The sequence below is a fragment of the Oceaniradius stylonematis genome, assembly GCF_003149475.2.
In the GTDB taxonomy this organism is placed as follows: domain Bacteria; phylum Pseudomonadota; class Alphaproteobacteria; order Rhizobiales; family Rhizobiaceae; genus Roseitalea; species Roseitalea stylonematis.
Genome location: NZ_QFWV02000008.1, coordinates 101,672 through 126,628 on the forward strand (window position 1 = coordinate 101,672; position 24,957 = coordinate 126,628).

27 protein-coding genes and 1 pseudogene are annotated in these 24,957 nt (G+C 66.0%); 15 read left to right on the forward strand and 13 right to left on the reverse strand.

Going from position 1 to position 24,957, the window contains the following annotated elements; genetic code table 11:
* Positions 1–73 precede the first annotated feature (73 nt).
* A pseudogene (locus tag DEM25_RS18390) lies at positions 74–265 on the forward strand (cupin domain-containing protein); the annotation flags it as partial.
* Positions 266–429: 164 nt separating this feature from the next.
* The gene (locus DEM25_RS13680) at positions 430–885 is read left to right on the forward strand and encodes a GNAT family N-acetyltransferase (RefSeq protein WP_245412917.1); all 456 of its coding nucleotides are present in this window, start codon (positions 430–432) and stop codon (positions 883–885) included.
* A gap of 334 nt (positions 886–1,219) precedes the next feature.
* Here DEM25_RS13680 and DEM25_RS13685 read toward each other — a convergent pair whose 3' ends face one another.
* Positions 1,220–1,876 (reverse strand): hypothetical protein, encoded by a 657-nt coding sequence (locus DEM25_RS13685; RefSeq protein ID WP_120222757.1) that lies wholly within the window; start codon positions 1,874–1,876, stop codon positions 1,220–1,222.
* Positions 1,877–3,607: 1,731 nt separating this feature from the next.
* Here DEM25_RS13685 and DEM25_RS17640 point away from each other — a divergent pair.
* Complete coding sequence (locus tag DEM25_RS17640) at positions 3,608–3,835, forward strand: hypothetical protein (RefSeq protein WP_109766292.1); 228 nt, start codon at positions 3,608–3,610, stop codon at positions 3,833–3,835.
* Positions 3,836–3,911: 76 nt separating this feature from the next.
* Here DEM25_RS17640 and DEM25_RS13705 read toward each other — a convergent pair whose 3' ends face one another.
* On the reverse strand, positions 3,912–4,430 hold the full coding sequence (locus DEM25_RS13705; protein ID WP_109766293.1) for a TrmH family RNA methyltransferase: 519 nt from the start codon (positions 4,428–4,430) through the stop codon (positions 3,912–3,914).
* A 33-nt stretch (positions 4,431–4,463) separates the two neighbouring features.
* On the opposite strand from DEM25_RS13705, the gene DEM25_RS13710 reads away from it, so the two are divergent.
* The 5 genes from DEM25_RS13710 (at position 4,464) to DEM25_RS13730 (ending at position 9,727) form a co-directional block, all read left to right on the forward strand.
* Positions 4,464–4,961 carry a hypothetical protein gene (locus tag DEM25_RS13710; protein ID WP_147393327.1) on the forward strand — a complete coding sequence of 166 codons (498 nt, stop codon included), beginning with the start codon at positions 4,464–4,466 and terminating at the stop codon, positions 4,959–4,961.
* A gap of 425 nt (positions 4,962–5,386) precedes the next feature.
* Entirely contained in the window at positions 5,387–6,157 is a 771-nt protein-coding gene (locus DEM25_RS13715; protein ID WP_109766295.1) for a hypothetical protein, read from the forward strand.
* A gap of 59 nt (positions 6,158–6,216) precedes the next feature.
* Positions 6,217–7,161, forward strand: a complete 945-nt coding sequence (locus DEM25_RS13720) for an ABC transporter permease (protein WP_109766296.1) — start codon at positions 6,217–6,219, stop codon at positions 7,159–7,161.
* Positions 7,158–8,030 (forward strand): ABC transporter permease, encoded by an 873-nt coding sequence (locus DEM25_RS13725; RefSeq protein WP_109766297.1) that lies wholly within the window; start codon positions 7,158–7,160, stop codon positions 8,028–8,030. Before DEM25_RS13720 ends, DEM25_RS13725 begins: the two co-directional genes overlap by 4 nt.
* Positions 8,027–9,727 carry an ABC transporter ATP-binding protein gene (locus DEM25_RS13730; protein WP_109766298.1) on the forward strand — a complete coding sequence of 567 codons (1,701 nt, stop codon included), beginning with the start codon at positions 8,027–8,029 and terminating at the stop codon, positions 9,725–9,727. Before DEM25_RS13725 ends, DEM25_RS13730 begins: the two co-directional genes overlap by 4 nt.
* Before the next feature lie 88 nt (positions 9,728–9,815).
* On the opposite strand, the gene cbiB is transcribed toward DEM25_RS13730, so the two are convergent.
* The 4 genes from cbiB to cobA are packed head-to-tail and all read right to left on the reverse strand — an operon-like array spanning position 9,816 to position 13,950.
* The gene (gene cbiB, locus DEM25_RS13735; RefSeq protein ID WP_109766299.1) at positions 9,816–10,778 is read right to left on the reverse strand and encodes an adenosylcobinamide-phosphate synthase CbiB; all 963 of its coding nucleotides are present in this window, start codon (positions 10,776–10,778) and stop codon (positions 9,816–9,818) included.
* A gap of 18 nt (positions 10,779–10,796) precedes the next feature.
* Positions 10,797–11,801, reverse strand: a complete 1,005-nt coding sequence (cobD, locus tag DEM25_RS13740) for a threonine-phosphate decarboxylase CobD (protein ID WP_109766300.1) — start codon at positions 11,799–11,801, stop codon at positions 10,797–10,799.
* Entirely contained in the window at positions 11,801–13,090 is a 1,290-nt protein-coding gene (locus tag DEM25_RS13745) for a cobyrinic acid a,c-diamide synthase CobB (RefSeq protein WP_109766301.1), read from the reverse strand. Before DEM25_RS13745 ends, cobD begins: the two co-directional genes overlap by 1 nt.
* Complete coding sequence (gene cobA / locus DEM25_RS13750; protein ID WP_109766466.1) at positions 13,087–13,950, reverse strand: uroporphyrinogen-III C-methyltransferase; 864 nt, start codon at positions 13,948–13,950, stop codon at positions 13,087–13,089. Before cobA ends, DEM25_RS13745 begins: the two co-directional genes overlap by 4 nt.
* Before the next feature lie 58 nt (positions 13,951–14,008).
* On the opposite strand from cobA, the gene DEM25_RS13755 reads away from it, so the two are divergent.
* The 7 genes from DEM25_RS13755 to DEM25_RS13785 all read left to right on the forward strand — a co-directional run bounded on the left by DEM25_RS13755 (position 14,009) and on the right by DEM25_RS13785 (position 18,310).
* Positions 14,009–15,139, forward strand: coding sequence for a cobalt-precorrin-5B (C(1))-methyltransferase (locus tag DEM25_RS13755; RefSeq protein ID WP_375565637.1), 1,131 nt, complete (start codon positions 14,009–14,011; stop codon positions 15,137–15,139).
* A complete protein-coding gene (locus DEM25_RS13760) occupies positions 15,136–15,813 on the forward strand; it encodes a cobalt-precorrin-6A reductase (protein ID WP_109766303.1) in 678 nt (225 codons plus the stop codon). Before DEM25_RS13755 ends, DEM25_RS13760 begins: the two co-directional genes overlap by 4 nt.
* 118 nt (positions 15,814–15,931) lie before the next feature.
* Entirely contained in the window at positions 15,932–16,291 is a 360-nt protein-coding gene (locus DEM25_RS13765; RefSeq protein ID WP_245412918.1) for an ArsR/SmtB family transcription factor, read from the forward strand.
* On the forward strand, positions 16,275–16,778 hold the full coding sequence (locus DEM25_RS13770; RefSeq protein WP_158585272.1) for an SRPBCC family protein: 504 nt from the start codon (positions 16,275–16,277) through the stop codon (positions 16,776–16,778). The genes DEM25_RS13765 and DEM25_RS13770 overlap by 17 nt, the downstream gene beginning before the upstream one ends.
* Positions 16,775–17,254, forward strand: a complete 480-nt coding sequence (locus DEM25_RS13775) for an SRPBCC domain-containing protein (protein WP_109766305.1) — start codon at positions 16,775–16,777, stop codon at positions 17,252–17,254. Before DEM25_RS13770 ends, DEM25_RS13775 begins: the two co-directional genes overlap by 4 nt.
* Entirely contained in the window at positions 17,244–17,786 is a 543-nt protein-coding gene (locus DEM25_RS13780; RefSeq protein ID WP_109766306.1) for an SRPBCC family protein, read from the forward strand. The genes DEM25_RS13775 and DEM25_RS13780 overlap by 11 nt, the downstream gene beginning before the upstream one ends.
* A 26-nt stretch (positions 17,787–17,812) precedes the next feature.
* Positions 17,813–18,310, forward strand: coding sequence for a VOC family protein (locus tag DEM25_RS13785; RefSeq protein WP_109766468.1), 498 nt, complete (start codon positions 17,813–17,815; stop codon positions 18,308–18,310).
* A 5-nt stretch (positions 18,311–18,315) separates the two neighbouring features.
* Here the strand turns inward: DEM25_RS13785 and cobM are convergent, their stop codons facing one another.
* Genes cobM through DEM25_RS13820 form a run of 7 tightly spaced genes read right to left on the reverse strand, consistent with a single transcriptional unit; the run spans position 18,316 to position 24,828 of the window.
* Positions 18,316–19,092 (reverse strand): precorrin-4 C(11)-methyltransferase, encoded by a 777-nt coding sequence (gene cobM, locus DEM25_RS13790; RefSeq protein ID WP_109766307.1) that lies wholly within the window; start codon positions 19,090–19,092, stop codon positions 18,316–18,318.
* A complete protein-coding gene (gene cobJ / locus DEM25_RS13795) occupies positions 19,089–20,924 on the reverse strand; it encodes a precorrin-3B C(17)-methyltransferase (RefSeq protein WP_109766308.1) in 1,836 nt (611 codons plus the stop codon). The genes cobM and cobJ overlap by 4 nt, the downstream gene beginning before the upstream one ends.
* A complete protein-coding gene (cobI, locus tag DEM25_RS13800) occupies positions 20,921–21,652 on the reverse strand; it encodes a precorrin-2 C(20)-methyltransferase (RefSeq protein WP_109766469.1) in 732 nt (243 codons plus the stop codon). The genes cobJ and cobI overlap by 4 nt, the downstream gene beginning before the upstream one ends.
* Positions 21,649–22,866: a precorrin-6y C5,15-methyltransferase (decarboxylating) subunit CbiE gene (gene cbiE, locus DEM25_RS13805; protein WP_109766309.1), complete on the reverse strand. Its 1,218-nt coding sequence runs from the start codon at positions 22,864–22,866 to the stop codon at positions 21,649–21,651. The genes cobI and cbiE overlap by 4 nt, the downstream gene beginning before the upstream one ends.
* The gene (locus tag DEM25_RS13810; protein ID WP_109766310.1) at positions 22,863–23,495 is read right to left on the reverse strand and encodes a precorrin-8X methylmutase; all 633 of its coding nucleotides are present in this window, start codon (positions 23,493–23,495) and stop codon (positions 22,863–22,865) included. The genes cbiE and DEM25_RS13810 overlap by 4 nt, the downstream gene beginning before the upstream one ends.
* On the reverse strand, positions 23,492–24,634 hold the full coding sequence (locus DEM25_RS13815; protein WP_109766311.1) for a sirohydrochlorin chelatase: 1,143 nt from the start codon (positions 24,632–24,634) through the stop codon (positions 23,492–23,494). The genes DEM25_RS13810 and DEM25_RS13815 overlap by 4 nt, the downstream gene beginning before the upstream one ends.
* Positions 24,634–24,828 (reverse strand): DUF6732 family protein, encoded by a 195-nt coding sequence (locus tag DEM25_RS13820; RefSeq protein WP_109766312.1) that lies wholly within the window; start codon positions 24,826–24,828, stop codon positions 24,634–24,636. Before DEM25_RS13820 ends, DEM25_RS13815 begins: the two co-directional genes overlap by 1 nt.
* Positions 24,829–24,957: the final 129 nt, after the last annotated feature.

Below are 24,957 nucleotides of genomic sequence, written 5' to 3' on the forward strand. Positions count from 1 at the left end.
GTTCGTGCACGACTTACTTCTATGCGTCCCAGGGGTGATATCGGATTTCTCCCGATGAGACGGACGTAATCCAGGCGAGATGGAGATGGACATCGAGGGAGAAGCACCGCGCACTGTGTAAGCGGGCGAGCTTTTCATTGTTCCGAAGGGTGTTGTACATCGACCGAGAGCAAACGAGGAAGTCGAGGTTCTTCTGATTGAGCCGAAAGGCGAGCCGAACTCCGGCGATTCCGAACGCGAACCAGCGCCGAAGCCACGCATCTAATCGAGGCACATATCCAGCTAAGAGTCCGAAGGTCCGTTTTCGTCGGCCATAATCGGCGGGACGTGCAGTGAGAAGTCGAGCGAGATGGGCGGTTGGGGATGGACATGAAAAGATCGAGCGGGACGACAAGGCGCGGTTCGTCAGCAGAGATCAAGGTTCGGAACTTGGAGACCGCCGATCGCCGGCGATGGGAAGATCTGTGGGCCGACTACAACGCCTTCTACGGCCGTAAGGGCGAGACAGCATTGGAGCCCGCAATTGTCGACGCCACTTGGACGCGCCTGCTCGACGATACCGAGCCCGTCCATGGACTGCTCGCCCTGAAAGATAACATCCCAGTCGGGCTGGCTCACGTCGTGCTCCATCCCAATCTGATCCAACGCGAGCTCACCTGCTACATGCAGGATCTATACACCTGTACGGAGGCGCGGGGCACCGGGGTTGCACGTCGCCTCATCGAAGCGGTATGCGATCACTGCCGCGCCGAGGGTGTCGCCGACGTGTATTGGCATACCCACGAAAGCAACGAGATCGCACGCCGGCTCTACGACCGGGTCGCGCGGAACACCGGCTTCCTCGTCTATCGGATCAAACCGCTATCGAGCGAGGATGGGGCATGAGCGGAGTATGAAAACCATGGCGTTGGCCAGCCGCTTCCGAGATTCGGAACAGATGTGGCGAGCGTTCCATCGGCACCTGCGCACCTCGCCCGCCAGCGATGTTCCGCGAAAGCTGATGTTCATGCGATATGCAGCATTTGGCAGGTGCGGGTTCTAAGCGGACATTCGAACCGCAGAAACTTATCCAACCGCCTCGCCCCTCCCCCATACTCCCTCCACCGCGCCCATCGGAACGCCGGATAGCGACTACCTTCGGCGCGCGCGGCGGAACCAGCCAATCCGCATGTCACGACAGGGCGCGACGCCGACGGCGGTTTGGCGGCCGCGTATGAATTTATTGCAGGACGAAGCGGGCGCGATGATGCGACGTCAGGAACTCGCGCATCTCGCGATAGGCCAGCGCTTCCAGTTCCCGGTGCAGGCGAATGCGGCCGGAAGCCTGCAGGCGGTCGTAATCGGCCTCGAGCGCGTCGATGGCGGCAAGATACCAGGCCATGCGCAACGCATCGTCGCCATACCGAAGACCTTCTTCGAGCGTGCGAAATGCCGCAACGCCAGCCGCGCAGGAAGCTGCCAATGCGATCAACGCGCGGTCCCAGCCTTCAAGGCCGAACAGCAGCGACAGCGCAAGCAGAAGCGAGGCGATCAGCATCGCTACGGTCAACGCGTCCGCGCCGCGATGCAGCCAGGTCGAGCGCACACCGGGCGCGTTGAAATGCTCCTGGACCGCAATGATCGCATAGTGCCGCTGAACGCCGAAACGCAGGCGCCGCAGGGCGTCAAGAAGTTCGCCGATCTCCGATGCGGGAAGGGCCTTGCCGGAGGGCGGAGCAGCCGACCAGCGCGCATCCTGCCAGACATGCTGTGCGGTGCTGTCGCGCAGCACATCGAAAAGCGCGGCCGGGGATTTGGGGTTCAGCCGATCGGCGAAACTCTTCAGCGCTTCGGCGCGCTTGGCGTGCAGTTCCTCAAGCGCGGCCGGATCGGTCATGGCACGGACNGAGCCAATCGCTGCGGTCTCGGCCAAAAAGCAGAGGCAGAAGGCCGAGGCACACTCCACCGACCAGCAACAGGGTGGACACGATACCAAAAAGGACAGCCGCAGCGCTGCCCGGCGCCGCGAGCCAGGTGGCAAACGCTGCGAGCACAAGGCCGGACGTGGCGATCCAGACAGCGAGAACCCCCTGGCTGCGGACCTTTCTCTTGGCTGCGATCGCGTCTTGATCGATCTCCTTGAAGAGCGTCCGCATCTCGGGCCAATCGACAATCGGGAAGGCACGCGGACGGTCCTTCCTGACCTGGTTGCGCGTCTCCTCATCGAGCAGCAGGTCGTCATTCTTCCATTGCGCCAGCGGATTGCGCACGAAGCCGGTTTCGTCGGGCTGGGTCTCGGCCATGTCAACTCGAAGCGCGCAAAGGATCGCCTGCTCGGGACAGCCAAGCGCAACAGGTTCCGCCGCCGATTCCGCAACGGAAGAGTTGCGAACCTGGCAAGTCCCTGCGAGGATGGCAAAAAATCAAGCGGCGCGCCCCGTCAGCCATTCCTCGAAGTCCCGTTCCGACTGCTCGACATTGTTTCTGACCAGACGGTCGATCTCCTGGCTGACCAGCTGATAGACCGGTATGTCGTAATCGTCCTCCGCGCTCCTGGCAGGGGCATCGATGCAGTGGTGGGAGTCCAGAGGTTCCTGACTGAACCGCATCGTGAGCAGCAGCCGCCTTTCTGTCAGCGTCGCGCGAAAGGGGAGCTGGCGCTGCTCGGAGCGGATCAGGCGGAACGACCCCGAGGGTTCAACGCCCCGCTGCTCCGCTATACGCTGCTGCGCTTCGATGCCCTCGCGGAGCGTGTTCCAGGCCCGGAACGAGCGGGCGAGTTCATCGCGAAAANGTAACGTCAACGCCGTCCCCGAGAACTTTCTCGGTGATGATTTCATCGATATGGGCCGGAGCGCCGTGCCGGTCGGAGAACTTCCGCGTTCTGATCTTCATCCCTTTCGGCAAAACCAGGACAAGGTGTTTTTCGGCCTCGTTCATCATGTGCGACCAGTCCGACATCTCGATCGCTTTCGAGAAGCGGTCATAGGTCCTGATCGATCCGTAGGAGGTGGTGGTCTCGGGCAGGAAATCGGGCTTGCTGCGCCGGCCACGCCGATTGATGCCGACGATCCGTTCGGCGATCTCTTTCGACTTGGGCGTCGGATCCGCCCCGTCCTCGCGCAGGGCTTCGGCGCGGCTCACCGCGACATGTTCGATGTCTTTCAGATCGGAGGGCTTTTCGGCGCCGTCGAGCACGATCAAAATGGGGCTCATCCACAGCCCGTAGGCAAGGCCCAGTTCCAGATAGGCGTTCGGGCTGGATGTATAGATCACCGCGATCACGGTCTCGGCGGATTCGATATCGCTGCCGATCTTGTTCCAGATACCCTTTTCCTGCTTCCGGTCGCGGCCCTCGACGATCTGGATGGCAAGCCCCGCTTCCAGGCAGACCCGCTCGACCGGCCGCAGAACGTTCTCGATGAGCCCATCGATGACCTTGGCGTGTTCCTTCTGCTCGTCGGTGCCCTCGGGATCGCCATAAGGCGTGATGACGAAACAAGTCTTCTTACGGCTCGCCCCCGGTGCCATAACACGTCTCCGCGCGAAATCGTCTTCAGTAAAATTATAGTTAACTTTTCATTAATTGTTGTCAACGCATCCTTTCTTCATCTGCAGGGGATGAAGAATGGCCGATATCTTGGAGTTCCGGATCGGGGATAGCTGTGAGCGGGATCGATCGACCGGGCCCGGCGAAGTCATACCCATGAAGCATGTCGATCTAGACGTCGTGTTGCGCATGGTCGTCATGCTGAGGCGCATGGACAATCCGGCATATCTCGACGACTTCAACCGTCGCACCGAGATCAATGAGCCTGTCGCGCCCGGGCGCACAAATCGTTGCTCGGCGATCTGATCGGGAACGCCGCGGCGCCCGATGCGGCGCGGAACCGGCCGCCGACAGTACCGGCCATCGCCCGAACGCCACCCCGTCAGCCGAGAAGTCCCCTGGCATAGGCCGCCGAGATCATGGCGGACGCGGCGACAGCCGTATTAAGGCTCGGCATGCCCTGCCGCGCAATTCGCGCGGCTCGTTCGGAATCGATTGGATCGAAGGACTCCGGCTTCGGGAAATGGCCCGGCGGCATCGGAATTGTGACGCTTGCATGGCTGGCCGCCGCCAAATCCTGCGGGACCCCGTCATACTCGTTGCCGATCAGAAGACTGTCACCGGCCTGCCATTCGAACGCCAGATGGCTCTGCGCGCCAGCGACGGTGTCGGAACGGACAAGACGGCCGCGCAGGTCTGAAACGCTGAGGGTCTTCACGATGCTTGGCGGGTGACGCTGCAGCGCACCGCAACCGAAGTCGCTTATCGTCCTCACCTTTCCCTTGTCCGAAAACACGCCGTAAGCGTCGTGGATCAGCACTGCCACCCTGTAGATCTCGGCAGAGCGCAAGATCATGCCGATATTGATGGGCGACTGGACACCGCAGAGAACAAGACGCATATTTGATTAAACCTTGATCTATCTGTCCCGTCGATGACGGCAACGCGCGATTGGAGTTTCGTCACAATGGTGGTTCTGCCATTTGGACTCAAGTCATCGGCCCAGCAGGACACAAGCGCCGAAATTGGTGCCGACCGACGCAACGAACTGATCTTCAGCTCCGATCCGTTTTCGGCGAAGGCCACACTTCCCGGAGATCCGCGTTTTTATGTCCGGACGGAGACGAAGTCCGACGGCACCGTCATGTTCACCGACTTCAATGGCGGCGCCGAACCTCCGTCAGTGCTTGGCGCCGCCATTGCGCGTCTGCTGGACAGCGTGGACACATCCGGACGCCTGCTGTTCCGGGACATCTACCCCGACTGGCAAAGCGATCCGACCGGCAGGATCGAAGTCGAGCGACGCATCCGGTTCCTGAAAGAGGCCGTCAACGATTTGCCGCACGACGTGACGCGCGGTCGGACGCTGCAGATCTGGGAAGAGGCTGGAAAGATCTGTGCTTCGTTGGAGCCATGCGGCCAGAAATCCTGATTTCGGTCCGGTCCGGTTCATCGGCACCCCGGTTTGGGTATTGGAATCGGAGCTCCGGCACCAGCACCCGCAATTGACAATCGCCGCCTGCGCACGGGACGAGCGGTTGGGCCGCCGCGACGGGCGAAACGTCGGACCCCGGCATTCCGGGCCGTTCCTGCTTCTGGGTTTCGTTGCATGCGCCGGGCCGTGATCCGGGGTGCGGTGTATCGGGCGCACCGCACCCTTCATCCCTGCCTGCAAGCGTCGAAGCGACGACCGTTCTCCGAGATTTTGGAAATGGAATGAAGGATGTGGGCGGAACTGCGGCTGCCCGGCCGATCCGGGGCCGGCGGCCCGCCGCATAGCGCTGAATTCCTTGACAAAACGGTCTTTTCATGTGTCCGGTCGATCCACCGGGGGACACACTGAAAAGGCGGCCTGACATGCGATCGACCATCTGGACCATCGGCGAGGGGTTTGCCGCGCTTGGGCGCGTTGCGGCGCTTGGCATCCTGCTTGGCTTTGTCTCGGCGTGTCAGACCGCGGACGTGACGGCCCAGCCGGACTATTTCACGCAAATCCGGCTCGCCCAGGTGGATGTCGATTTCTCCGGCGCCCAGCGGCCGCTTCTGGTCGCCGACATCGACGGTCAGGTCAGCGCGCAGGCCGCCGGCGGAACCGGCGCCGGCGCGCTCGGCACTCGCCTTGGTCTGGTCAACCAGCAGGGCCGCCAATCCGCCCTTGAAGCTGCGATTGCCGAAACCGTGCGGGCCCATGTCGACGATGCGCTGCGGCCCATGTTCACCGGGACCCGCCCGGTGCGCGCCGTCGTCTCGGTCAGGTCGGTGTTCATCAGGAGCCGCGCGAGCCTGCAGCAGCTGACCGGAGCCGCGGTGACCGTCAATGGTCAAAGGCGGCCGGACCATGCCCAGTTCGTCGCCGAACTGACCCTTTATGATCTCGAAACGGGCATTCCCGTCCAGAACGTCCAGCCGATCACCCGCACCGACGATGGCACGATCGCGCTTGCCGGCGGCGGTCCGCGCGGGCCGGTCTACGGCCGCTCGCCGCGCCTCAGCCAGCTGGTCTTCGAATATGCCCAGGCGGCGGCCAATGCACTCAGACGCGGCGGCTCCGGCTCGGACTTCAGCATCCCCGCCGACCAGGCCGACATGACGACCATCTTCGATCGCCGGACCGTCACGACGTTCTGAGCCACCGGCTCACGCCCCGCCCGCTTCCCCATTCCGGCGATCCGGGCTAACCCTTGCCCATGCTCGCCTACACCGCGCGTCGCCTGCTGATCGTCCTCGTCACGCTGCTCGTGGCCAGCGCTATCGTGTTTTTCGTCCTGGAGATCGTGCCCGGCGACCCGGCGCGGCTGATGCTCGGCCTCAACGCCACCGAGGATGCGGTGCGGGCGCTGCGCGAGCAGATGGGCCTCAACGAGCCGGTGCTGACCCGCTATCTGTCTTGGCTTTCCGGCATGGCGCGCGGCGATTTCGGCGAAAGCCTGACCTATTCGGTGCCGGTGACCGAGCTGATCGCCGACCGCATCGTCGTCTCGCTGCCGCTGGCGCTGCTCGCGCTTGGCCTGTCGACGGCGATTGCCATTCCGGTCGGCATCTTCACCGCCGCCCGCCGCGGCACCCGCGCCGACACCGCCGCCATGGCCGGCACGCAACTGGGCATCGCGATCCCCAATTTCTGGTTCGCGCTGCTGCTTGTCTATGTCTTCGCCGTGACGCTGCAATGGGTGCCCGCCGGCGGCTTTCCGGGCTGGGACGAGGGCCTCTGGCCGGGCCTGAGGGCGCTGATCCTGCCGGCCATCGCGCTGGCGCTGCCGCAGGCGGCGATCCTCGCCCGCGTCGCCCGTTCGGCGCTGCTCGAGACGCTGGCCGAGGATTACATCCGCACCGCCCGCGCCAAGGGCCTGCCCGCGAACATCGTCCTGTGGCGCCATGCGCTGCGCAACGCGATGATACCGGTCTTGACCATCCTCGGCCTGCAGTTCGCCTTCCTGCTCGCCGGCACGATCATCATCGAGAACGTCTTCTTCCTGCCCGGCCTCGGCCAGCTTGTCTTCCAGGCGATCAACCAGCGCGACCTGATCGTCGTCGAGGGGGTCGTCGTCTTGTTGGTGGGCACCGTGGTGATCGTCAACTTCCTTGTCGATCTCGCCTATGCCTGGGCCGACCCGAGGCTTCGCCGCCGATGACCGATCATCTCGTCGCCGCCGAACATGAGGACTGGCGCCTGTTCCTGAAAAAGGCGCGGGCCAACCGCTCGTTTCAGGCGGGCGCGGCGATCACACTTCTCATCGTCTTCATCGCCGCGGTCTCGCTCATCTGGACGCCCTATGACGTCGCCAAGCTGTCGATCCCCGACCGGCTGCAGGGGCCGTCATGGAGCCACTGGTTCGGCACCGACCATTTCGGCCGCGACATCTTCTCCATGATCATGGAAGGCAGCCGGAACTCCATCGCCGTTGCGCTGATTGCGGTCGGCATCGGCATCGGCATCGGCGTGCCGCTGGGCTGTTGGGCGGCGGCCAGGCGCGGCTGGATCGACGAAGTCTTCATGCGGACCTCCGACATCATCTTCGCCTTCCCCGCGCTTTTGTCCGCCGTCATGATCACGGCGATCTTCGGCCCCGGCGCTGTCAACGCGATCATCGCCATCGGCATCTTCAACATTCCGGTGTTCGCGCGCGTCGCGCGTGGCGCGGCGCTGTCGCTCTGGCCGCGCGAATTCATCCTCGCAGCCCGCGCGTCGGGCAAAGGCCCGGCCCGCATCACCGCCGAACACATACTGCCGAACATCGCCAATCTCTTGCTGGTGCAAGGCACGATCCAGTTTTCGCTCGGCATCCTGGCCGAAGCCGGGCTCTCCTATGTCGGCCTTGGCGCCCAGCCGCCGGCGACGAGCTGGGGCCGGATGCTGGCCGAAGCGCAGACCATGATGGCCATCGCGCCGCAAATGGCCATCGCGCCGGGCATCGCGATCATCGTCACCGTGCTCGGCCTCAACCTTCTGGGCGACGGTCTGCGCGACGTGCTCGACCCAAAGCTGCGGCGCGAACGATGACGGCGCCTATCCTGACCATCGACAAGCTCGATCTGGCGATCGGCGGCGTGCCGATCCTCAGGAGCATCGACATGGTGGTCGAGGCAGGCAAGGTGCATGCGCTGGTCGGCGAAAGCGGCTCCGGCAAGTCGATGACCGCGCTGACGGCGATGCGGCTTCTGCCCCATGGCGCGGACGCCGCAGGCACGCTGCGCTTTGGCGACGAGGATCTGCTGACGGCGACCGAGGAGCGCATGTGCGCGCTGCGCGGCGACGATATCGGCATGGTGTTCCAGGAGCCGATGACGGCGCTCAACCCGGTCAAGACGATCGGCGAGCAGGTCGCCGAGGGCATCCGGTGGCACACCGGCGCCAACCGGCCGGACGCGGAGGCTCGCGCCGCGCATATGCTCGAGCGGGTCGGCTTGCCGCGCGCGCGTTTTCCGCTCGACCGCTATCCGCACGAACTGTCGGGCGGACAGAGACAGCGCGTCGTCATCGCCATCGCCTGTGCGCTGCGGCCCAAGCTGCTGATCGCCGACGAGCCGACCACCGCTCTGGACGTGGTGCTGCAGGCGCAGATCCTCGACCTTTTGCGCGAACTGGTCGCCGAGGACGGCATGGGTCTTGTGCTGATAAGCCACGATCTGGGCGTCGTTGCCGGCATGGCCGACGACATCACCATATTGCGCCGTGGCGAGGTGCAGGAGGCCGGCCACGCGGTCGGCGTGCTGCGTCAGCAAAAACACCCTTATACGCAACAACTGGCCGAAGCATCGGCGCATGTGCCGCAATGGGCCGGCCGCACGAAACCGGCGGACCATTGGGGCCTTCTCGAGGTGCAGAGCCTCGTCAGGGATTATCCCGGCCCGCGCACGGGACTGTTCTCGCGCGGCGAGCCGTTCCGTGCCGTCGACAATGTCTCCTTTTCGGTCCCGCCCGGGCGCTCTGTCGGGCTTGTCGGCCAGTCAGGATGCGGCAAATCCACCCTCGCGCGCATCGTGCTGGCGCTCGACAAGCCGACCGCAGGCATCGTTTCGTTTGACGGCATGGAGACGTCCAGGCTCAACGACCATGATGCGCAGATGGCGCTGGCGCGGCGCGAGATGCAGGTGGTCTTTCAGGACCCTTACGGCTCCTTCAACCCGCGCCAGACCGTCGAGCGGCTGGTTGCCGAGCCGCTGCATCTGGAAGAAAAGCCCTTGAGCCGTACGGAGCGGCGCGAGCGCATCGCATTCGCGCTGGAAGAGGTGGGCATGCCGGCCGATGCCATGCGCCGCTATCCGCATGAATTTTCCGGCGGGCAGAGGCAAAGGCTGGCCATTGCCCGCGCCATCATCACGCGGCCCAAGCTGGTCGTCTGCGACGAGCCTGTCTCGGCACTCGATGTGTCGATCCGCGCGCAGATCCTCGACCTGTTCGCCAAGCTCAACGATGAACTCGGTCTCGCCTACCTCTTCATCACCCACGATCTGACCGTCGCCCGCGCCATCACCCATGAGGTGATGGTGATGGACCATGGCCGGATCGTCGAACGCGGCCCGACAGGCGAATTGCTCGACAATCCGCAGACCGAAGCGGCGCAAAGGCTGGTCGCCGCGGCGCCGGATCTGAACAGGGCGATCGAGGCGCGGATTGGAAACACAATGCTTCACCTCCCCCTTGAGGGGAGGTCGGCGACTGCTGAGCCCCGCAAGGCAAAGCCGGGTGCGGGGTAACGGTGGTGGGCATCGATAACCCCCACCCGGATCAGCTTCGCTTCGCTCGCCTCTCCGACCTCCCCTCAAGGGGGAGGTGGAACGCCTCTCACCCCGCCAAGACCGCCAACGCACCGACCAACGCCGTCAGCGCGGTCATCGCCCGCCAGAAGACACCGAGCGCCGCGTCGATGTCATCCGGCCCGGTGTCCTTGCGCCCCTCGTCATTCATGAAAGGCTCATCGGCCATATCGCCGCGGTAAACGCGCGGTCCGCCAAGCGCGAGGCCGCTCACGGCTGCCATGGCACTTTCAGGCCACCCGGCATTGGGCGAACGGTGCAGCCGCGCATCGCGCATGACGGTGCGGATGCGGTCCCGCCACCGGTCCAATCCGCCGGCTGCGACGATCAGCAGCGCCGTCAGCCGTGCCGGCAGCCAGTTGGCGAAATCGTCCAACCGCGCCGACGCGCGGCCGAAGGCGCGATGACGATCGGTTTTGTGGCCGATCATCGAGTCGGCGGTGTTCAGCATCTTGTACGCCAGAAGGCCGGGCAGGCCGAACACGGCATACCAGAAGGCCGGCGCGACGACCCCGTCGGATGCGTTTTCGGCGAGGCTCTCGACCGCGGCGCGGCAAATGCCCGCTTCGTCCAGCGTGTGGGGATCGCGCCCGACGATCATCGACACCGCGCGCCGCCCGCCATCGATGCCGCCGGCGCGCAGACCTTGCGCCACCGCACCCACATGATCGGCCAGCGACTTCTGCGCTAAGAAAACCGCCACCAGCACCGCTTCGAGCACAAAACCAGCGCCGCCCAGCGCGTCGAACAGATCGCCGAGAAACGTTCCGGCAACGATCGCGCCGATCATCAGCACGGCGATCGTCGCAAACCCGTTTTTCTCACGCCGTGTTTCCGATGCGCCATTATCGTTGAAGCGGGTATCGGCCCACCCGATCAGCTTTCCGAAAAAGACCACGGGATGCGGCACGCGGCGCCACAGCCAGTCCGGATCGCCGATGAGGCGATCGAGGATCAGCGCGGCAAACAGGATGACGAGCGTTTCGGCCATTCCCGCGTGATGGGCCGATCAGACCGCCTGCGCAAGCGCCTTTTCGAGCCGCGCGAACGCCGCATCGTCTCCCGGCAGGCCGAAGCGCAGCCAGGCGGCATCCTTGTCGAAAGATCGCACCCAGATGCGTGCCCGGGCGAGTGCCGCGGCAATGCCCGGCGCGCGGTCATGAACGGCGAGCACGAACAGGTCGGTATGGCCTGCAATCGCAAAACCGTGCCGTTCGAGCAGCCCGGTCAGCCGCTGCCGGTCGCGCATCAGCCGCGTGCGGGTCTCGGCGATCCAGGCGATGTCGCGCAGCGCGCGGCCGCCAACAAAAAGCGCCGGTCCGGGCACCGCCCATGGGCCGAGCAGGCGGCGCAGCCGCGCCATGTCGCCCGGCGGGCCGATGGCGAAGCCGAGCCTGATGCCGGCAAGGCCAAAGAACTTGCCGAACGAGCGCAGCACGATCAGCCCATCGTTTCCCGTATCGGGCACATAGGACGCTTCAGGCGCCACATCGGCGAACGCCTCGTCGACGATCACCGTGCCGCTGTGGGCCAGAAGAGCGGCCACCGCCGTGCGGTCGGTCTCGCCGGCGTGTCGTGCGCCGTCGGGATTGTTCGGATTGCCGAAGACGACCCCGTCATAGCCGTCCTCATAGGCCGGGATCGCGCGGACCGTCCCGACCACCCGGTCGGGCGTTGCGAGGCACCAGTCATACTCGCCGTAGGTTGGCGTGACGATACCGATGCGCCGGTTGGTCCCGATGAGATCGCCAAGCCGCTGGATGATCGCCTGCGTGCCCGGCGCTGCAACGATCGCGGCGCCCTCGGGCACGCTGTAATAGGCGCGCGCCGCATCGAGGCAATAATCCTCGAGACTGTGCTCGGGCAGCCGTTCCCATATTTCGGCCGGAATGGGCGGCACCGGCCATGGAACGGGATTGATGCCGGTCGACAGATCGAGCCAGTCGGCATGCGCGCCGCCAAATTCGGCGACGGCACGATCGAGCGACCCGCCATGACGCGGAGGACGTGACATCACTCAACCCTGTCGATCACGTGGCACCAGGACCCGGACACGGTGCCGACTCGGCGCCCATAATGCCCCAGATCGGCGCCCTGCGCATCGCGCACCGCAAAAAGCGCTTCGGCGTCGCCCTCGCGCGTGACGGTTGCGTAGTGGAACTCGTGCGCGGTCAGCGGCATCGGCCAGGGCGCCCCGGCCATCGGATCGAGCCGGCGGTAGCCCAGATGGCGCGTGCGGGTGGCAAAGCTGGTCTCGACCGGCAACAGACCAAGCATGGCATGGCGGACGCCATCGGCACCGGTCAGCCCTTCGCCGAGAACCATGTATCCGCCGCACTCGCCATAGATCGCAGCGTTCCGGTCACGCGCGGCCTTCATGCCCGTCTTGAACCGCGTTGCGCCGGCGATCGTCTCCGGATGCAGTTCGGGATAACCGCCCGGCAAAAACACCGCGTCCGCATCGGATGCCGGCGCTTCGTCGGCCAGCGGGGAGAAGAAGGAAAGCTCTGCCCCCTGCCCGCGCCATCCCTCGAGCAAATGCGGATAGCAAAAGGCAAAGGCGATATCGCGGGCAATCGCCATGCGTTGACCAAGAGGCGGCAGGCGCGGAACGGACGCCTTGCCTGAAGCCCGTGGAAGGCCCATTGCGGCCAGCGCCTCCAGATCGCAGCCGCGTGCCATCACGGTGCCGGCATGGGCGATGAAGGCTTCGAGCGCCGCATGCTCGCCGGCCTGCACGAGACCGAGATGGCGCTCGGGAAGAGCGAGCGCCGTGTCGCCGGGCACCACGCCGAGCACGGGGACACCGAGCGGGTCGAGCGCGGCGCGCAGCATGGCCTCGTGCCGGGCGCTGCCGACCCGGTTGAGGATGACACCAGCAAAATCAACATCCTTGCGATGGCTGCGGTAGCCGGACACCAGCGCTGCAATTGATTGGGCCATGCGCGAGGCATCGACGACGAAGACGATCGAAAGGCCCAGAAGGGCGGCAAGATCGGCCGCGCTTCCGGTTCCATCTGCCGCGCCGTCGAACAGACCCATCATCGCCTCGGTGACCAGAAGCCTGTCAGCGCCGTGGTCCGGCGCCAGCGCCCGCAACAGGTCCGGCCGCATCGCCCATGGGTCGAGATTGATGCAAGCCTCGCCGCTCGCCGCCGCATGGAAGGCCGGATCGATATAGTCCGGTCCGGCCTTGGCTGGCGCCAGCGCATGGCCCGCATCGCGCAGCGCCCGCAAAAGCCCGAGCGTGACCACCGTCTTGCCGCTGCCCGAATGGGGCGCGGCGACGAGAAATCCGTTCATCCGGTTTCGTCCCGGCGGCGCGCGCCCAGCGGATCGGGATCGAGCACCCGGCCCGACGACAAGGCGCCCAGCCAGTCGAGCCCGGAACGAAGGCGCACCACTTCGCCGACAACGACGATCGCCGGCGGCTGGAGCCCGGATTCGGCGACATCGGCTTCGGCGCGCCCAAGCGTCGTCTCCAGGACCTGCTGCCGGTCGGTCGCCGCGTTACAGACAAAGGCGACCGGTTCATTGGGCGCACGGCCCTCGGCGATCAGCCGCCCGGCGATCGCGCCGATATGCTTCATTGCCATGTACATGACGATCACCGGAGCCCCCTTGGCGACATGGTGCCAATCGATCGCATCGGGCATGACGCCGCCCGAATCATGGCCCGTGAGGAAGGTGACGGCATGGTTGGTGTCGCGATGGGTCGCCGGAATGCCGGCATAGGCGAGGCCACCGATGCCCGCCGTTACGCCCGGCACGATGCGGAACGGCACGTTATGGGCGGCCAGCGTCAGCGCCTCTTCCCCGCCCCGCCCGAAAACGAACGGGTCGCCGCCCTTCAGCCGCAGTACACGCTTGCCCGAGCGGGCCAGTTCGACGAGGCGAAGCGAGATGTCGCGCTGTTTGGCGGACGGCTTGCCGCCGCGTTTTCCCGCATATTCGAGCGTTGCGCCCGGCCGTGCCAGTTCGAGGCATCGCGGATCGACCAGCGCGTCATGGACGATCACATCGGCATTCCCCAGCGCGTGCGCCGCATGCAGCGTCAAAAGACCCGGATCGCCGGGCCCCGCGCCCACGAGCCAGACATGGCCGGGCACGAAGTCCGGTGCCGTCTCGGGCCAAATGCTCTTGGGTGCGATGGGTTCGGTCATCGGCGGCACGTCATCTTCAAGTCATCTTCATGTCGCGTCACCCCTCACCTATAAGGCAGTGATGAGCGCCACGCCACCATCTCAGGCCGAGCCCGACGCCGGAGCGCGCAAGCCCGGCGGCCCGCTGAGGCGCGGATGGACGACGGGCGCCTGCGCCACCGCCGCCGCCAAGGCCGCGCTGACCGCGCTGCTGACGGACGCGTTCCCCGATCCGGTGACGATCACCCTGCCCAAGGGCGAAACGCCCGCCTTTGCGCTCGCGCATGAAAAGCGCGGCGACGGCTTCGCCGAAGCCGGTATCGTCAAGGACGCGGGCGATGATCCGGACGTGACCCATGGCGCCATGGTGATCGCGCGGGTCGGATGGGGCGAGCCGGAAAGCGGCATAACCTTTCATGCCGGCGACGGTGTGGGCACCGTGACAAAGCCGGGCCTGCCCATCGGGCCGGGGCAAGCGGCGATAAACCCCGTGCCGCGCCGGATGATGGCCGAAATCATTGGCGAGGTGTGCGCCGAACATGGCATTGCGCCCGACATTGCCGTGACGATCTGTGTGCCCGATGGCGCCGCGATTGCCGAACGGACGTGGAACCCGCGCCTTGGCATCGTTGGCGGCATATCGATCCTCGGCACGACGGGAATCGTCCACCCCTTTTCCTGCGCGGCATGGATTCACTCCATCCATCGCGGAATCGACGTGGCGCGCGCGGCCGGGCTCGACCACGTGCTCGGCTCGACCGGCTCCACCTCGGAGGCTGCCGCTCAGGCGCTCTACAATCTGCCTCAGATCGCGCTTCTCGACATGGGCGATTTCGCCGGCGGACTGATCAAATATCTGCGGGCACACCCGGTGCCGAAACTGACGATAGCCGGCGGCTTCGCCAAGATCACCAAACTCGCCCAGGGCGCACTCGACCTGCATTCCGCGCGCAGCCAGGTGGACATGGCTTTCCTAGCCGATCTTGCCGGAAACGGCTTGAATCAGGACATGAAGGCGCGGATTCTATCCGCCAACACCGCAGCGCAAGTGGTTGAAATCATGAGCGATACGAAAATCGATATCGCGGCGGACGTGGCCGGTCTGGCCTTGGCAACGGTCATGGACACGCTGCGCGGCGCGCCCGTCCAGGCCGAGATCGTCATCGTCGACCGCACGGGTGCGATCATCGCCCGCACGGGGTTTTCGTGACCGAAACTGTCCTCATTCTGGGCGGCACCAGAGAGGCGGCGACGCTGGCCAGACGACTCGTCGACGCCCATCCGGACTGGCGGGTCGTCACCTCACTGGCCGGCCGGACGGCCGAGCCCGCGCCGGTCGCCGGAGAGATACGCACCGGCGGATTTGGCGGCATCGCCGGCCTCGCCGACTTCCTGCGGCGCGAACGGATCACGCGGATGATCGACGCGACCCATCCCTATGCGCGGCAGATCTCGGCGAACGCGGCCGAAGCCGCAGCGCTTGCCGGCGTGAAGCTGGATGTCCACACGCGTCCGCCATGGGACCGGCAGCCCGGTGACGACTGGCGGGAGGTCGCTTCGGAAGCCGACGCAGCCGCAGCGATTCCGCCCGGCGCGCGCGTCTTTCTGGCACTCGGCAGCCAGCATCTCGCGCCGTTCGAGGCGCGGCGCGATGTCCACTTCATCGTGCGCATGATCGACCCGCCCGCATCGCCGCTGCCGCTTGCCAGCCACACGATCGTCACCGGCAAGCCGGGCCCGGCCGCCGAGGAGGAGCGTGTGCTCCGGGACCATGCCATCACCTGCATCGTCTGCCGCAATTCGGGCGGCGACGGCGCCTATGGCAAGATCGAAGCCGCACGCACGATCGGCATTCCCGTCATCATGATTGCCCGCCCGGCCTGATCAGGCAGGCGATCACCGCGCCGTGGGCAAGGCTGAAGCGCTCATGCCAAGGGCGGCGCTTGCATCTATTTAGCATTTATGTTAATTAACTGATATGCTAAATAATTCAGACCCCCAAATGCTCGATGCAACCTTCGCCGCCCTGGCCGATCCGACACGGCGCGCGGTCCTTGCGCAACTGGCCGACAAGGGCGAAGCGACCGTCACCGAACTTGCCGAACCGTTCGACATGTCGCTGCCCGGTTTTTCGCGCCACCTGAAGGTCCTGGAGAAGGCCGGCCTGATCGAGCGTTCCCGACAGGCCCAGTTCCGCCCCTGCACCATCAATCCCGAGCCGCTGAAGGAAGCGTCCGACTGGCTCGCCGATTACCGCAAGCTATGGGAGGCGCGCTTCGACCGGCTCGATGCGCTGCTTGCCGAACTGCAGTCCGACCCGACCCAGACCGCAAAGGAGGATCATGGTGACCCATCCAAATGAATCCGCCAGCGCGCCGGATGACGACAGCTCCGCGACCGCCTTCACCATCGACCGCGTCTTCGACGCGCCGGTGGACCTGGTCTGGCGATGCTTCACGGAAAAGGCGCATGTCGACGTCTGGATGCTGCCCGAACGCTTCGCTCTGATCGAGCAGGACGCCGATGTCTCGGTGGGCGGAAAATGGTGGTCGAAAATGCGCGATCAGTCCGACGGCGCCGAATGGCATGTGGGCGGCACCTATCGCGAGGTGGTGCAAAACCAACGCCTCGTTTTCACCCATCGCTGGACCAAAACGCCGTCGGGCGGCGGCGGCAGCGAACATCTGATCGCCATCGACTTCGAGGCGCGCCATGGCAAGACGCATATGCGCTTTGTCATGTCCGGCCTGCCCGACACGGGCAGCCGCGACGGCCACCGCGAAGGTTGGGCCCAGACGCTTGGCCACCTCGAACAACATCTCGCAACGCTGGCGGAGGCAGCCCGATGACCGTCGCCCACGAAAAGATCGAGATCGAGCGCATATTCGAGGCGCCGGTTGCGCTGGTCTGGCGCGCCTGGTCGGACCCCGCGCTACGCGAGCGATGGCAAAACCCGTCGTCAAGCTGGACCATGGTGTTCGAGAACTATGACCAGCGCTCCGGCGGCACGGAGGTCTGCCATTGCGGACCGGGCGATGAGATGACGGTGCACTTCACATCGCATTATCCCGAAGTGGTGCCCGAAAAGCGCATCGTCTTCACCACCGTCACCGCCGACAATGAAAACGTCGCCTCGGTCGCCGCGACCAGCGTCGAGTTCGAGGAAACGGGCGGCAAGACGCAGATGCGCTTTGTCGAATCGATCGCCTTCATCGACGGGCGCGAAAACCTCGCCGACCGGACCATGGGTCCCAAGGCCTCCATCGACAAGCTCGCCGAGGTGATCGAGGCCGAAACCGCAAAGGAGCCGCGCCATGCCGGTTGAAACGATCCTCGAAACGCCCGGCAGCGACATTGTTCTGATCCGCGAGTTCGACGCGCCGCCCGAGCTGCTGTGGCGCGTTTGGATGGAGGCGGACCTGCTCGCGCGCTGGTTCGGGCCGGAGGGTTTCACCAATCACGACTGCGTCGTGGAGCCCAAGGTCGGCGGCCGCTGGCAGGCGATCATGCGCGGGCCGAAGGGGACCGAATTCGATCAGGACTATCCGATCAAATCGACGATCGTCGCGCTCGATCCGCCACACCGGCTGGTCGCCGCCGGCGGCAGCGAGGAGTATCCGGACGACTGGATGGAGCAGTACAACAGCTTCATGGCGGCCGACGAGCGGGAAACAAGCGTCGACATCGTCATGGAAGTGACGCTTGAGCCGCTCCCCGGCGGACGCACCCGCCAGACCATGCGCCAGACGTTCAAATCGCCCGAAGCGCGCGACGCGGCATTGAAAATGGGCGCCGAACAGGGCTGGTCCGGCAGCTTCACCAAGCTGGATGGTCTGCTCGAAACCCAGCCCCGGTGACACATGCCCCAGAAGCGAGACCGATGATGAGCGTAATTCCCGCCAACCGGATTTGCCTGATGTTCGACGGCGAGGCGCAGGAAGCGGCGCGCTTTTATGCCGAGACCTTTCCCGACAGTTGGGTGGGCGCCGTCCAGCGCGCGCCGAGCGACAACCCCTCTGGCAGCGAAGGCGATGTCCTGGTGGTCGAATTCACGGTGCTCGGCATCCCGTGCATCGGCGTCAATGGCGGCGCTTACTTCAGGCACGGCGAAGCCTTCTCCTTCCAGATCGCCACAACCGACCAGAAGGAAACCGATCGCTACTGGAACGCCATTGTCGGCAATGGCGGTGCGGAGAGCCAATGCGGCTGGTGCACGGACAAATGGGGCGTCTGCTGGCAGATCACCCCGCGCACGCTGACCGAGGCGATGGCCAATGGCGGCGCCGAGGCCAAGCGCGCCTTCGACGCCATGCTGACGATGAAGAAGATCGATGTGGCCGCCATCGACGCCGCCCGGCGCGGCGACCGGTCGCCAAGCTAGAGCCCTCAGCCCGCCTTGGCCTTCTTGCCCCTGTTGCGCAGCACATGGGCGAAATCGGCATTGTAGAGATCGCTGTCGCGGAACTCTGTCTTGCCGAACACCGGGCCGACCAGCACCAGCGCCGTCCGCGTGATCTTTGCCGCGCGCACCTGCGCCTTCATCCCGGCCAGCGTGGTGCGGATATAGAGTTCGTCCGGCCAGGTCGCGCGATAGGCGATCACCACGGGACAGTCCGCGCCGTAGTGCGGCTCCAGCGCCCGGCGGATGTAATCGAGATTGCGGATCGACAGATGGATGGCGAGCGTCGCGCCCGACTGGCCGAGGACGTCAAGCTGCTCGCCCTCGGGCATGGACGACGCTTTCATGCCAGTGCGCGTCGCGATCACGGTCTGGGCGATTTCGGGCAGGGTCAACTCGGTCTTCAGCGCAGCCGCGGCAGCCGCGAACGCAGGCACGCCGGGCACCACTTCATAAGGGATCGACAGCGCCTCCAGCCGCCGCATCTGTTCGGCCGTCGCGCCATAGATGGACGGATCGCCCGAATGCACGCGCGCCACGTCCTTCCCCTCTGCATGGGCCGCTTCGATCTCGGCGACGATCTGGTCGAGATGCATAGGCGCCGTGTCGAGGACACGCGCGCCCTCCGGGGCGGCCGCAACGATCTCGGGCGGCACCAGCGATCCGGCATATAGGCAGACCGGGCAGCGTTCGATCAGCCTCAGCCCGCGTACGGTGATCAGATCGGGCGCGCCCGGCCCCGCGCCGATGAAATGGACGGTCATTGGCCGATGTCTCCTGCAATCTGCGTGCCGCGCTTGCCCGCATAGCCGCGCGGCGTATAGGCCCAACGGCGCCCGTCGCCCGTGCCGACCGTGCGCGTATCGGACGAGCCGACGATCACCACGGTCAGCATGTCCACATCGTCCACCTGCAATTCGGCGAGCGGCACCATGCGCACGGCTTCGCCGGGGCGCCCCAGATTGGTCGCCAGGATGACCGGCGTATCCGCCGGCCGATGACGCAGCAGTTCGTCGCGCGCCCAGGCAAGCTGGGTGCGCCGCTTCTTCGAGACGGGATTGTAGAAGGCGACGACGAAATCGCCCTCGCCCGCCGCGCGCACCCGGCGCTGAATGTCCTCCCACGGCGTCAGAAGGTCCGACAGCGAGATGGTGCAGAAATCATGGCCGAGCGGCGCGCCGGCGCGCGCCGCCGCACCCTGAAGAGCCGAGATGCCGGGCGCGACATCAATTCCGATGCGCGTCGCGCCGTCGCTCAGTCCGCCCCGGTCGAGCAGTTCGAAGACCAGTGTCGCCATCGCATAGATGCCTGCATCGCCGGAGCAGACCAGCGCCACGTCGCGGCCCTGCCCGGCCAGTTCCATCGCGTGGCGGACGCGATCCTCCTCGCGGCCAAGATCGAAATCGTGCCGCGCCTTGCCATCCGCCAGCGTGCCGAGCAGGTCCAGATAGAGCGAATAGCCCACCAGATCGGTCGCACGGCGCACCATGGCGGTGACCTCGGGCGACCGCCAGCCATCGCTGCCCGGCCCGATGCCGACGACGGCCAAATGGCCCCTCGCCCGTCCTGGCATGCGATTGTCGGTGAACACGTCCGGCGACCTGCCGACCGCACATGTCGCCCGTGCGCTCTTGCGCTTTTCGACCACAAGCGCGCCGTCAGGCCCCACGGCAGCGAGCGCGGCGCCCTCGGCCACGCCGTGGCAGCCCACCTCGGCAAAGACGATGTCCGAGGGATTGGCCAGTCTCGGCGTCTCCGCGTCGAGCGTGGCCGCGTCGAAGAACCGCGCCGGAATGCCGAAATGGCCGGCCACCGCGTGCACCGCCGCCTCGTCCGCCTTCACATCGAGCGAGACGATCACGCCCACCGAGGCTTCTGCAAAGCCGGCCCCGGCAAGTGTAGCGCGCGCCAGCGACAGGGCTTCGTCGGGATCGCAGCCGCGCTCGCAGCCGATTCCCAGCGCCAGATGCCTTGGATGATAGACAAGGCGGTCCGCGGCGCCCGGATCCGCCTTGTCGGTAACGGCGATGCGCCGGTCGGCATCGGACGCGAAGGGCAGACCAGAGCCGGTCAGCCAGTCCGCCGCGCCGTCCAGCGCCACGCTGTGACCCGCCACCAGATCGGCCATGAACCCGGCTGCATGCGCCGGGTTGGCCAGCACATAACCCTCGGGCGGCGCATCGAGCGCGACGCCGAACCGGACATCGCCCGCCGTCGTGATCGCGGCCTTGATGCCGAGCGCATCGGCCGCCTTGCGCGCCAGATCGTTGGCGCCGCGATGCCCGCCCAGAAGCGGCACGACCGCACTGCCATCGTCGGCAATGGCGATCACCGGCGGCTCCGCCTTCTTGTCCGCAAGCACCGGTGCCAGCAGCCGCACCAGCGCCCCGGCGGCCATCACCGCGACAAGCGGCCGGCTATCGCGATAAAGCGCGCGCAGATGATCGCCCGCATCGTCGAAAAGCAGATCGGCCCTGTCGGCGCGCACGCGCTTGCGCGCGCCATGCACCGCGCCGCCGACAGATTCGGCAACCCTGCGCGCGACCGGCAACCCCGCTTCGCTCAGGACCACAATGACGGGTTCTGACGCGCTCAAGAGCCTGTCTCCAGCACCGGCGACGGCCAGGCCTCGTCGCCCTTGTAGACGAGGATCATCGAGAAATAGGGCGCCGCATCGCCCGGCATGTCGTCGAGCCGGGCCAGCTTCTGGGTCTCGAGCGTCAGCCGCTCGGCATAGCAGCTTTGCGCGGTCAGCCCGCAGCGGTCGAGCAGCGCCCTCATGCGGCCGAGATGCCGTCCGACCTTGATTATCGCGGCGGCATCGCACGCGGCAAGCTGCGCTTCGATCCGGCCATCGTCGAGCGGCGCCGGGATCACGCTGAACACCTCATTGCGTGCCGCCAGCGGCCGGGCGATAGCCGCCCCGCCCGCCATCACCGAGGACACACCCGGTACGATCTCAAACGGATAGCGGTCCGACAGGCGCTGGAACAGATACATGAACGAGCCGAAAAAGAACGGGTCTCCCTCGCACAGGACCGCCACGTCGCGGCCGGCATCGAGGTGGGCGGCGATCTCGACAGCCGCGGCGTCATAGACCTCGGCCGCCGGAAAACGCTCGGTGCGCATCGGCACGCGGATCGGGATCTCGACATGATCGGCACGGATGCAGCCGGCGACGATGGATCGGGCGAAGCTGTCGCCATCGCCCGGCGCCGGCCAGGCGATCACCGGAACCCCGGTCAAAAGCCGCCAGGCGCGTAGCGTGATCAGGTCTGGCGCGCCGGGGCCGACGCCGACGCCGTAGAGCGTGCCCGTCGTCATGGCTTCTTGACCCACGACCATTGCGTGACCGGCATGGCCGGCTTCCAGCCCTCGAACGGGCCGACCGGCGACGCGGTCTCCACCGATATGCGCTGCAATTCGCCCGAAAACTGGCCATAGGCCGCCTGCAAAACCGCTTCGCTCTCCAGCGTCACCGCATGGGCGACGAGCCGGCCCAGCGGCTTGAGCGCGACCATGCAGGCGCCGATCGTCTGCCGCGACACGCCGCCGCCGACGAACACCGCATCGGGCGGGTCCAGCGCTTCAAGCGCAGCCGGCGCCTCGCCGTCGACCAGTTCGAGCTTGGGCGTGCCGAGCGTCAGCGCGTTTTGTGCCGCCATCGCACGCCGCTCGGCCTTGGGTTCGATGCCGATCGCACGCGCTTCGGGCGCCGCGCGCATCCATTCGATGCCGATCGAGCCGCACCCCGCGCCCACATCCCACAAAAGCGCGCCCCGATGCGGCGCCAGCTTGGCCAGCGCCAGTGCCCGCGCGGTGCGCTTGGTCATCTTGCCGTCATGGGCAAAGGCATCGTCCGGCAGGCCCGTGCGCGGATGGATCACCGCATCCGGCCCGGCAATGCATTCGATGGCAAGCGTATGAAAATCCGGCACGCCCTTCGGCGGATGCTCGGCGGAACCATGCATGATTGCCTCGTCCGGACCGCCCATCGCGGCGAGCGCCGTCATGGTCGAGGCGCCATAGCCGCGCTCGGCCAGAAGCGCCGCGATGGTACCGGGCGATGTCGCATCCTTGGTCAGGACCAGCAGCCGCGATCCCGGCGCGAAGAACGGCACGATCTGTTCCGCCGCCCTTCCGTGCACGGTCAGCGTCTCGACATCGGGGATCGACCAGACCATGCGGCAGGCGGCAAGCTGGAACGCCGACAATTGCGGGTGAAAGACGATCTCGGACGCATCGATCGCCTTCAGAAGCCGCGCACCGACCGAGTACCAGAGCGGATCGCCGGTCACGAGCACGGCGACCCGCTTGCCCTTCTGCCCGCGGATCGTCTCGATCATCGCGTCGAACGGCGACGGCCAGGAAATCCGCTGGGCCAGATTGTTGAAGATCAGATCATGATGCCGGTCGCCGCCGATGATCACCTCGGCATCCTCGACCAGGCGCCGCGCCGCCGGCGACAGCCCGTCCATGCCATCCTCGCCGATGCCGATCACCTGCAGCCACGCGCGTCCGGACGTTTGATCGCTCATGTCGCAAGCCCGCCGGCCAGCCCGTTGACCGCGGCTTGCGCCATCGCCGTGCCGCCGCGCTTGCCGCAAAGCGTCAGATAGGCCATGCCGCGCGGGTCGCGCACCAGTTCATCCTTGCTTTCGGCGGCGCCGACGAACCCGACCGGAAACGCGATCACCGCGGCTGGCCGGCCCACGGCACCCCGGTCGATCAGTTCCATGAGCCGGAACAGGGTCGTCGGCGCATTGCCGATCGCCATGACCTGGCCTTCCAGCCGGTCACCCCACAGATCGACCTGTGCGCCGGCGCGGGTCATCTTGTGCTGCCTTGCATGGGCTGCAACGTCCGGCGCCGATATCCGGCAATGCAACGCGCAGCCATCGGGCAGAAGGTGCCGCATGACGCCATGGCGCAGCGTTTCCACATCGCAATAGATGTCCGCACCCGCATCCAGCGCCGCGCGCGTCCGCTCGACCATGTCGTCGCTGAAGCGCAGATCGTCGAGCACGTCGGGCATGCCGCAGGCATGAACGATGCGCGTGGCGACGGGACGGATGTCCTCGGGCAGCGCCGCAAGCGCATCGATCCGCGAAATCTCCGCGAACGAGCGCTCATAGATGGCCTCGGGCGCCCGGACATAGTCGATCATCGGCCCGCCTTCGCCTGATCCATGCTCTTGGGGCCAAGCGGATGATCCGCCTGCGGATAGGGATGGTGATGATGGTCATGGTGATGATCGTGGCCGTGATCGTGGTCATGACCGTGCGCGTGGCTGTGGGAATGATCGCGGCTGTGCACCGGCGTCCAGGGCAGGCCATGCTCCTTGCAGAACGCCTCGTCGCGGCACCGCGCATCGCAATCGCCATTGCACGGACAGTTTTCCGGCGCGCCGCCGACCCCTTCGACGTGATGATGGTGGCTTTCCTGCGCCAGCCCCACTTCCGCCTCGAACCCCAGAACCTGTTCGCGATATTTGCACATCTGGCAGTTCATGTTGTTGGTGCCTTCGACGATCTCGCGTACCCGCTCGACCATCGTGTCGATCACCAACCCATGATCGTTCAGATAGCCCGCCTTGATGAACTCGATCTCCGGATGAGCGGCGGCCACCGCATCGGTATGGCTGTAGATGCGCTTGACCAGAACGCCGGTGAACAGGAAATAGGGAAAGACGACAATGCGCCGGTAGCCGAGCTTGGCCGCATGGTCGAGCGCCGGCTGGACGAGCGGGAACGTCACGCCCGAATAGGCTGTCTCTCCCCAGCCGAACCCCATGCCTTCCCAGAGCATGCGCATCACCTTGGCGACGTTGGAGTTGGCGTCGGGGTCCGACGCGCCACGGCCGACAACGACCAGCATCGTGTCGTGCAGCGGATCGCCCTTTTGCCAGCCATGGGCGGCAAGCGCTTCTTCGATCCGCGCGCCGGCGGCCCGGATCATGCGCAGATCGATGCCCAGTTCGCGGCCGTAATCGACAACGATGTCGCGGTTCTGCGCCTGATAGGTGTTCAGAACCGACGGGATGTCGTTCTTGGCGTGACCGGCGGCGAACAGCATGCCCGGCACGGCGAGCACATGGTTGACGCCGCGCGCCTTGAGCGCGTCGAGCCCCTGATGGATCACCGGGTTGGCGAATTCCAGATAACCGTAATCGACCGGCGTGTCGGGAAAGCGCTCGCGCATCCGCTCGGCAAGCCGGGCGAACTGGCCGACCGCATTCTGGTTGCGGCTGCCATGGCCGCAGATCATGATGCCGTAGCGCTTGCCCGCGGGGGCACCTTCGAACATCAGCGGTTGCGCCGCAAGACGGCGCGATAGCCGAGAACCAGCGCGCCGGCGACGACCAGCAGCGCGGCGGCGGCCGCGCCCCAGCCGAGCCAGTGCGTATGGCCGGCCACTTCCTCGACGTGGCCCGGATGGCCGAATGCGGCGGTGGCGGCAAGCGAAAATGCGGCGGCGAGGGGCAGGCGGATGCGGGTCATGGATCGGTCTCCTGTCGGTTCGAGCGTTCGTCACCAACAGGTCCGACCCGGCACCGAGCGACGGGCGATCCACGCGGCAGTCCCGCCCTGGCGCTCCCGGATTGGGTCGGCGCGGACGGACACCGTTCG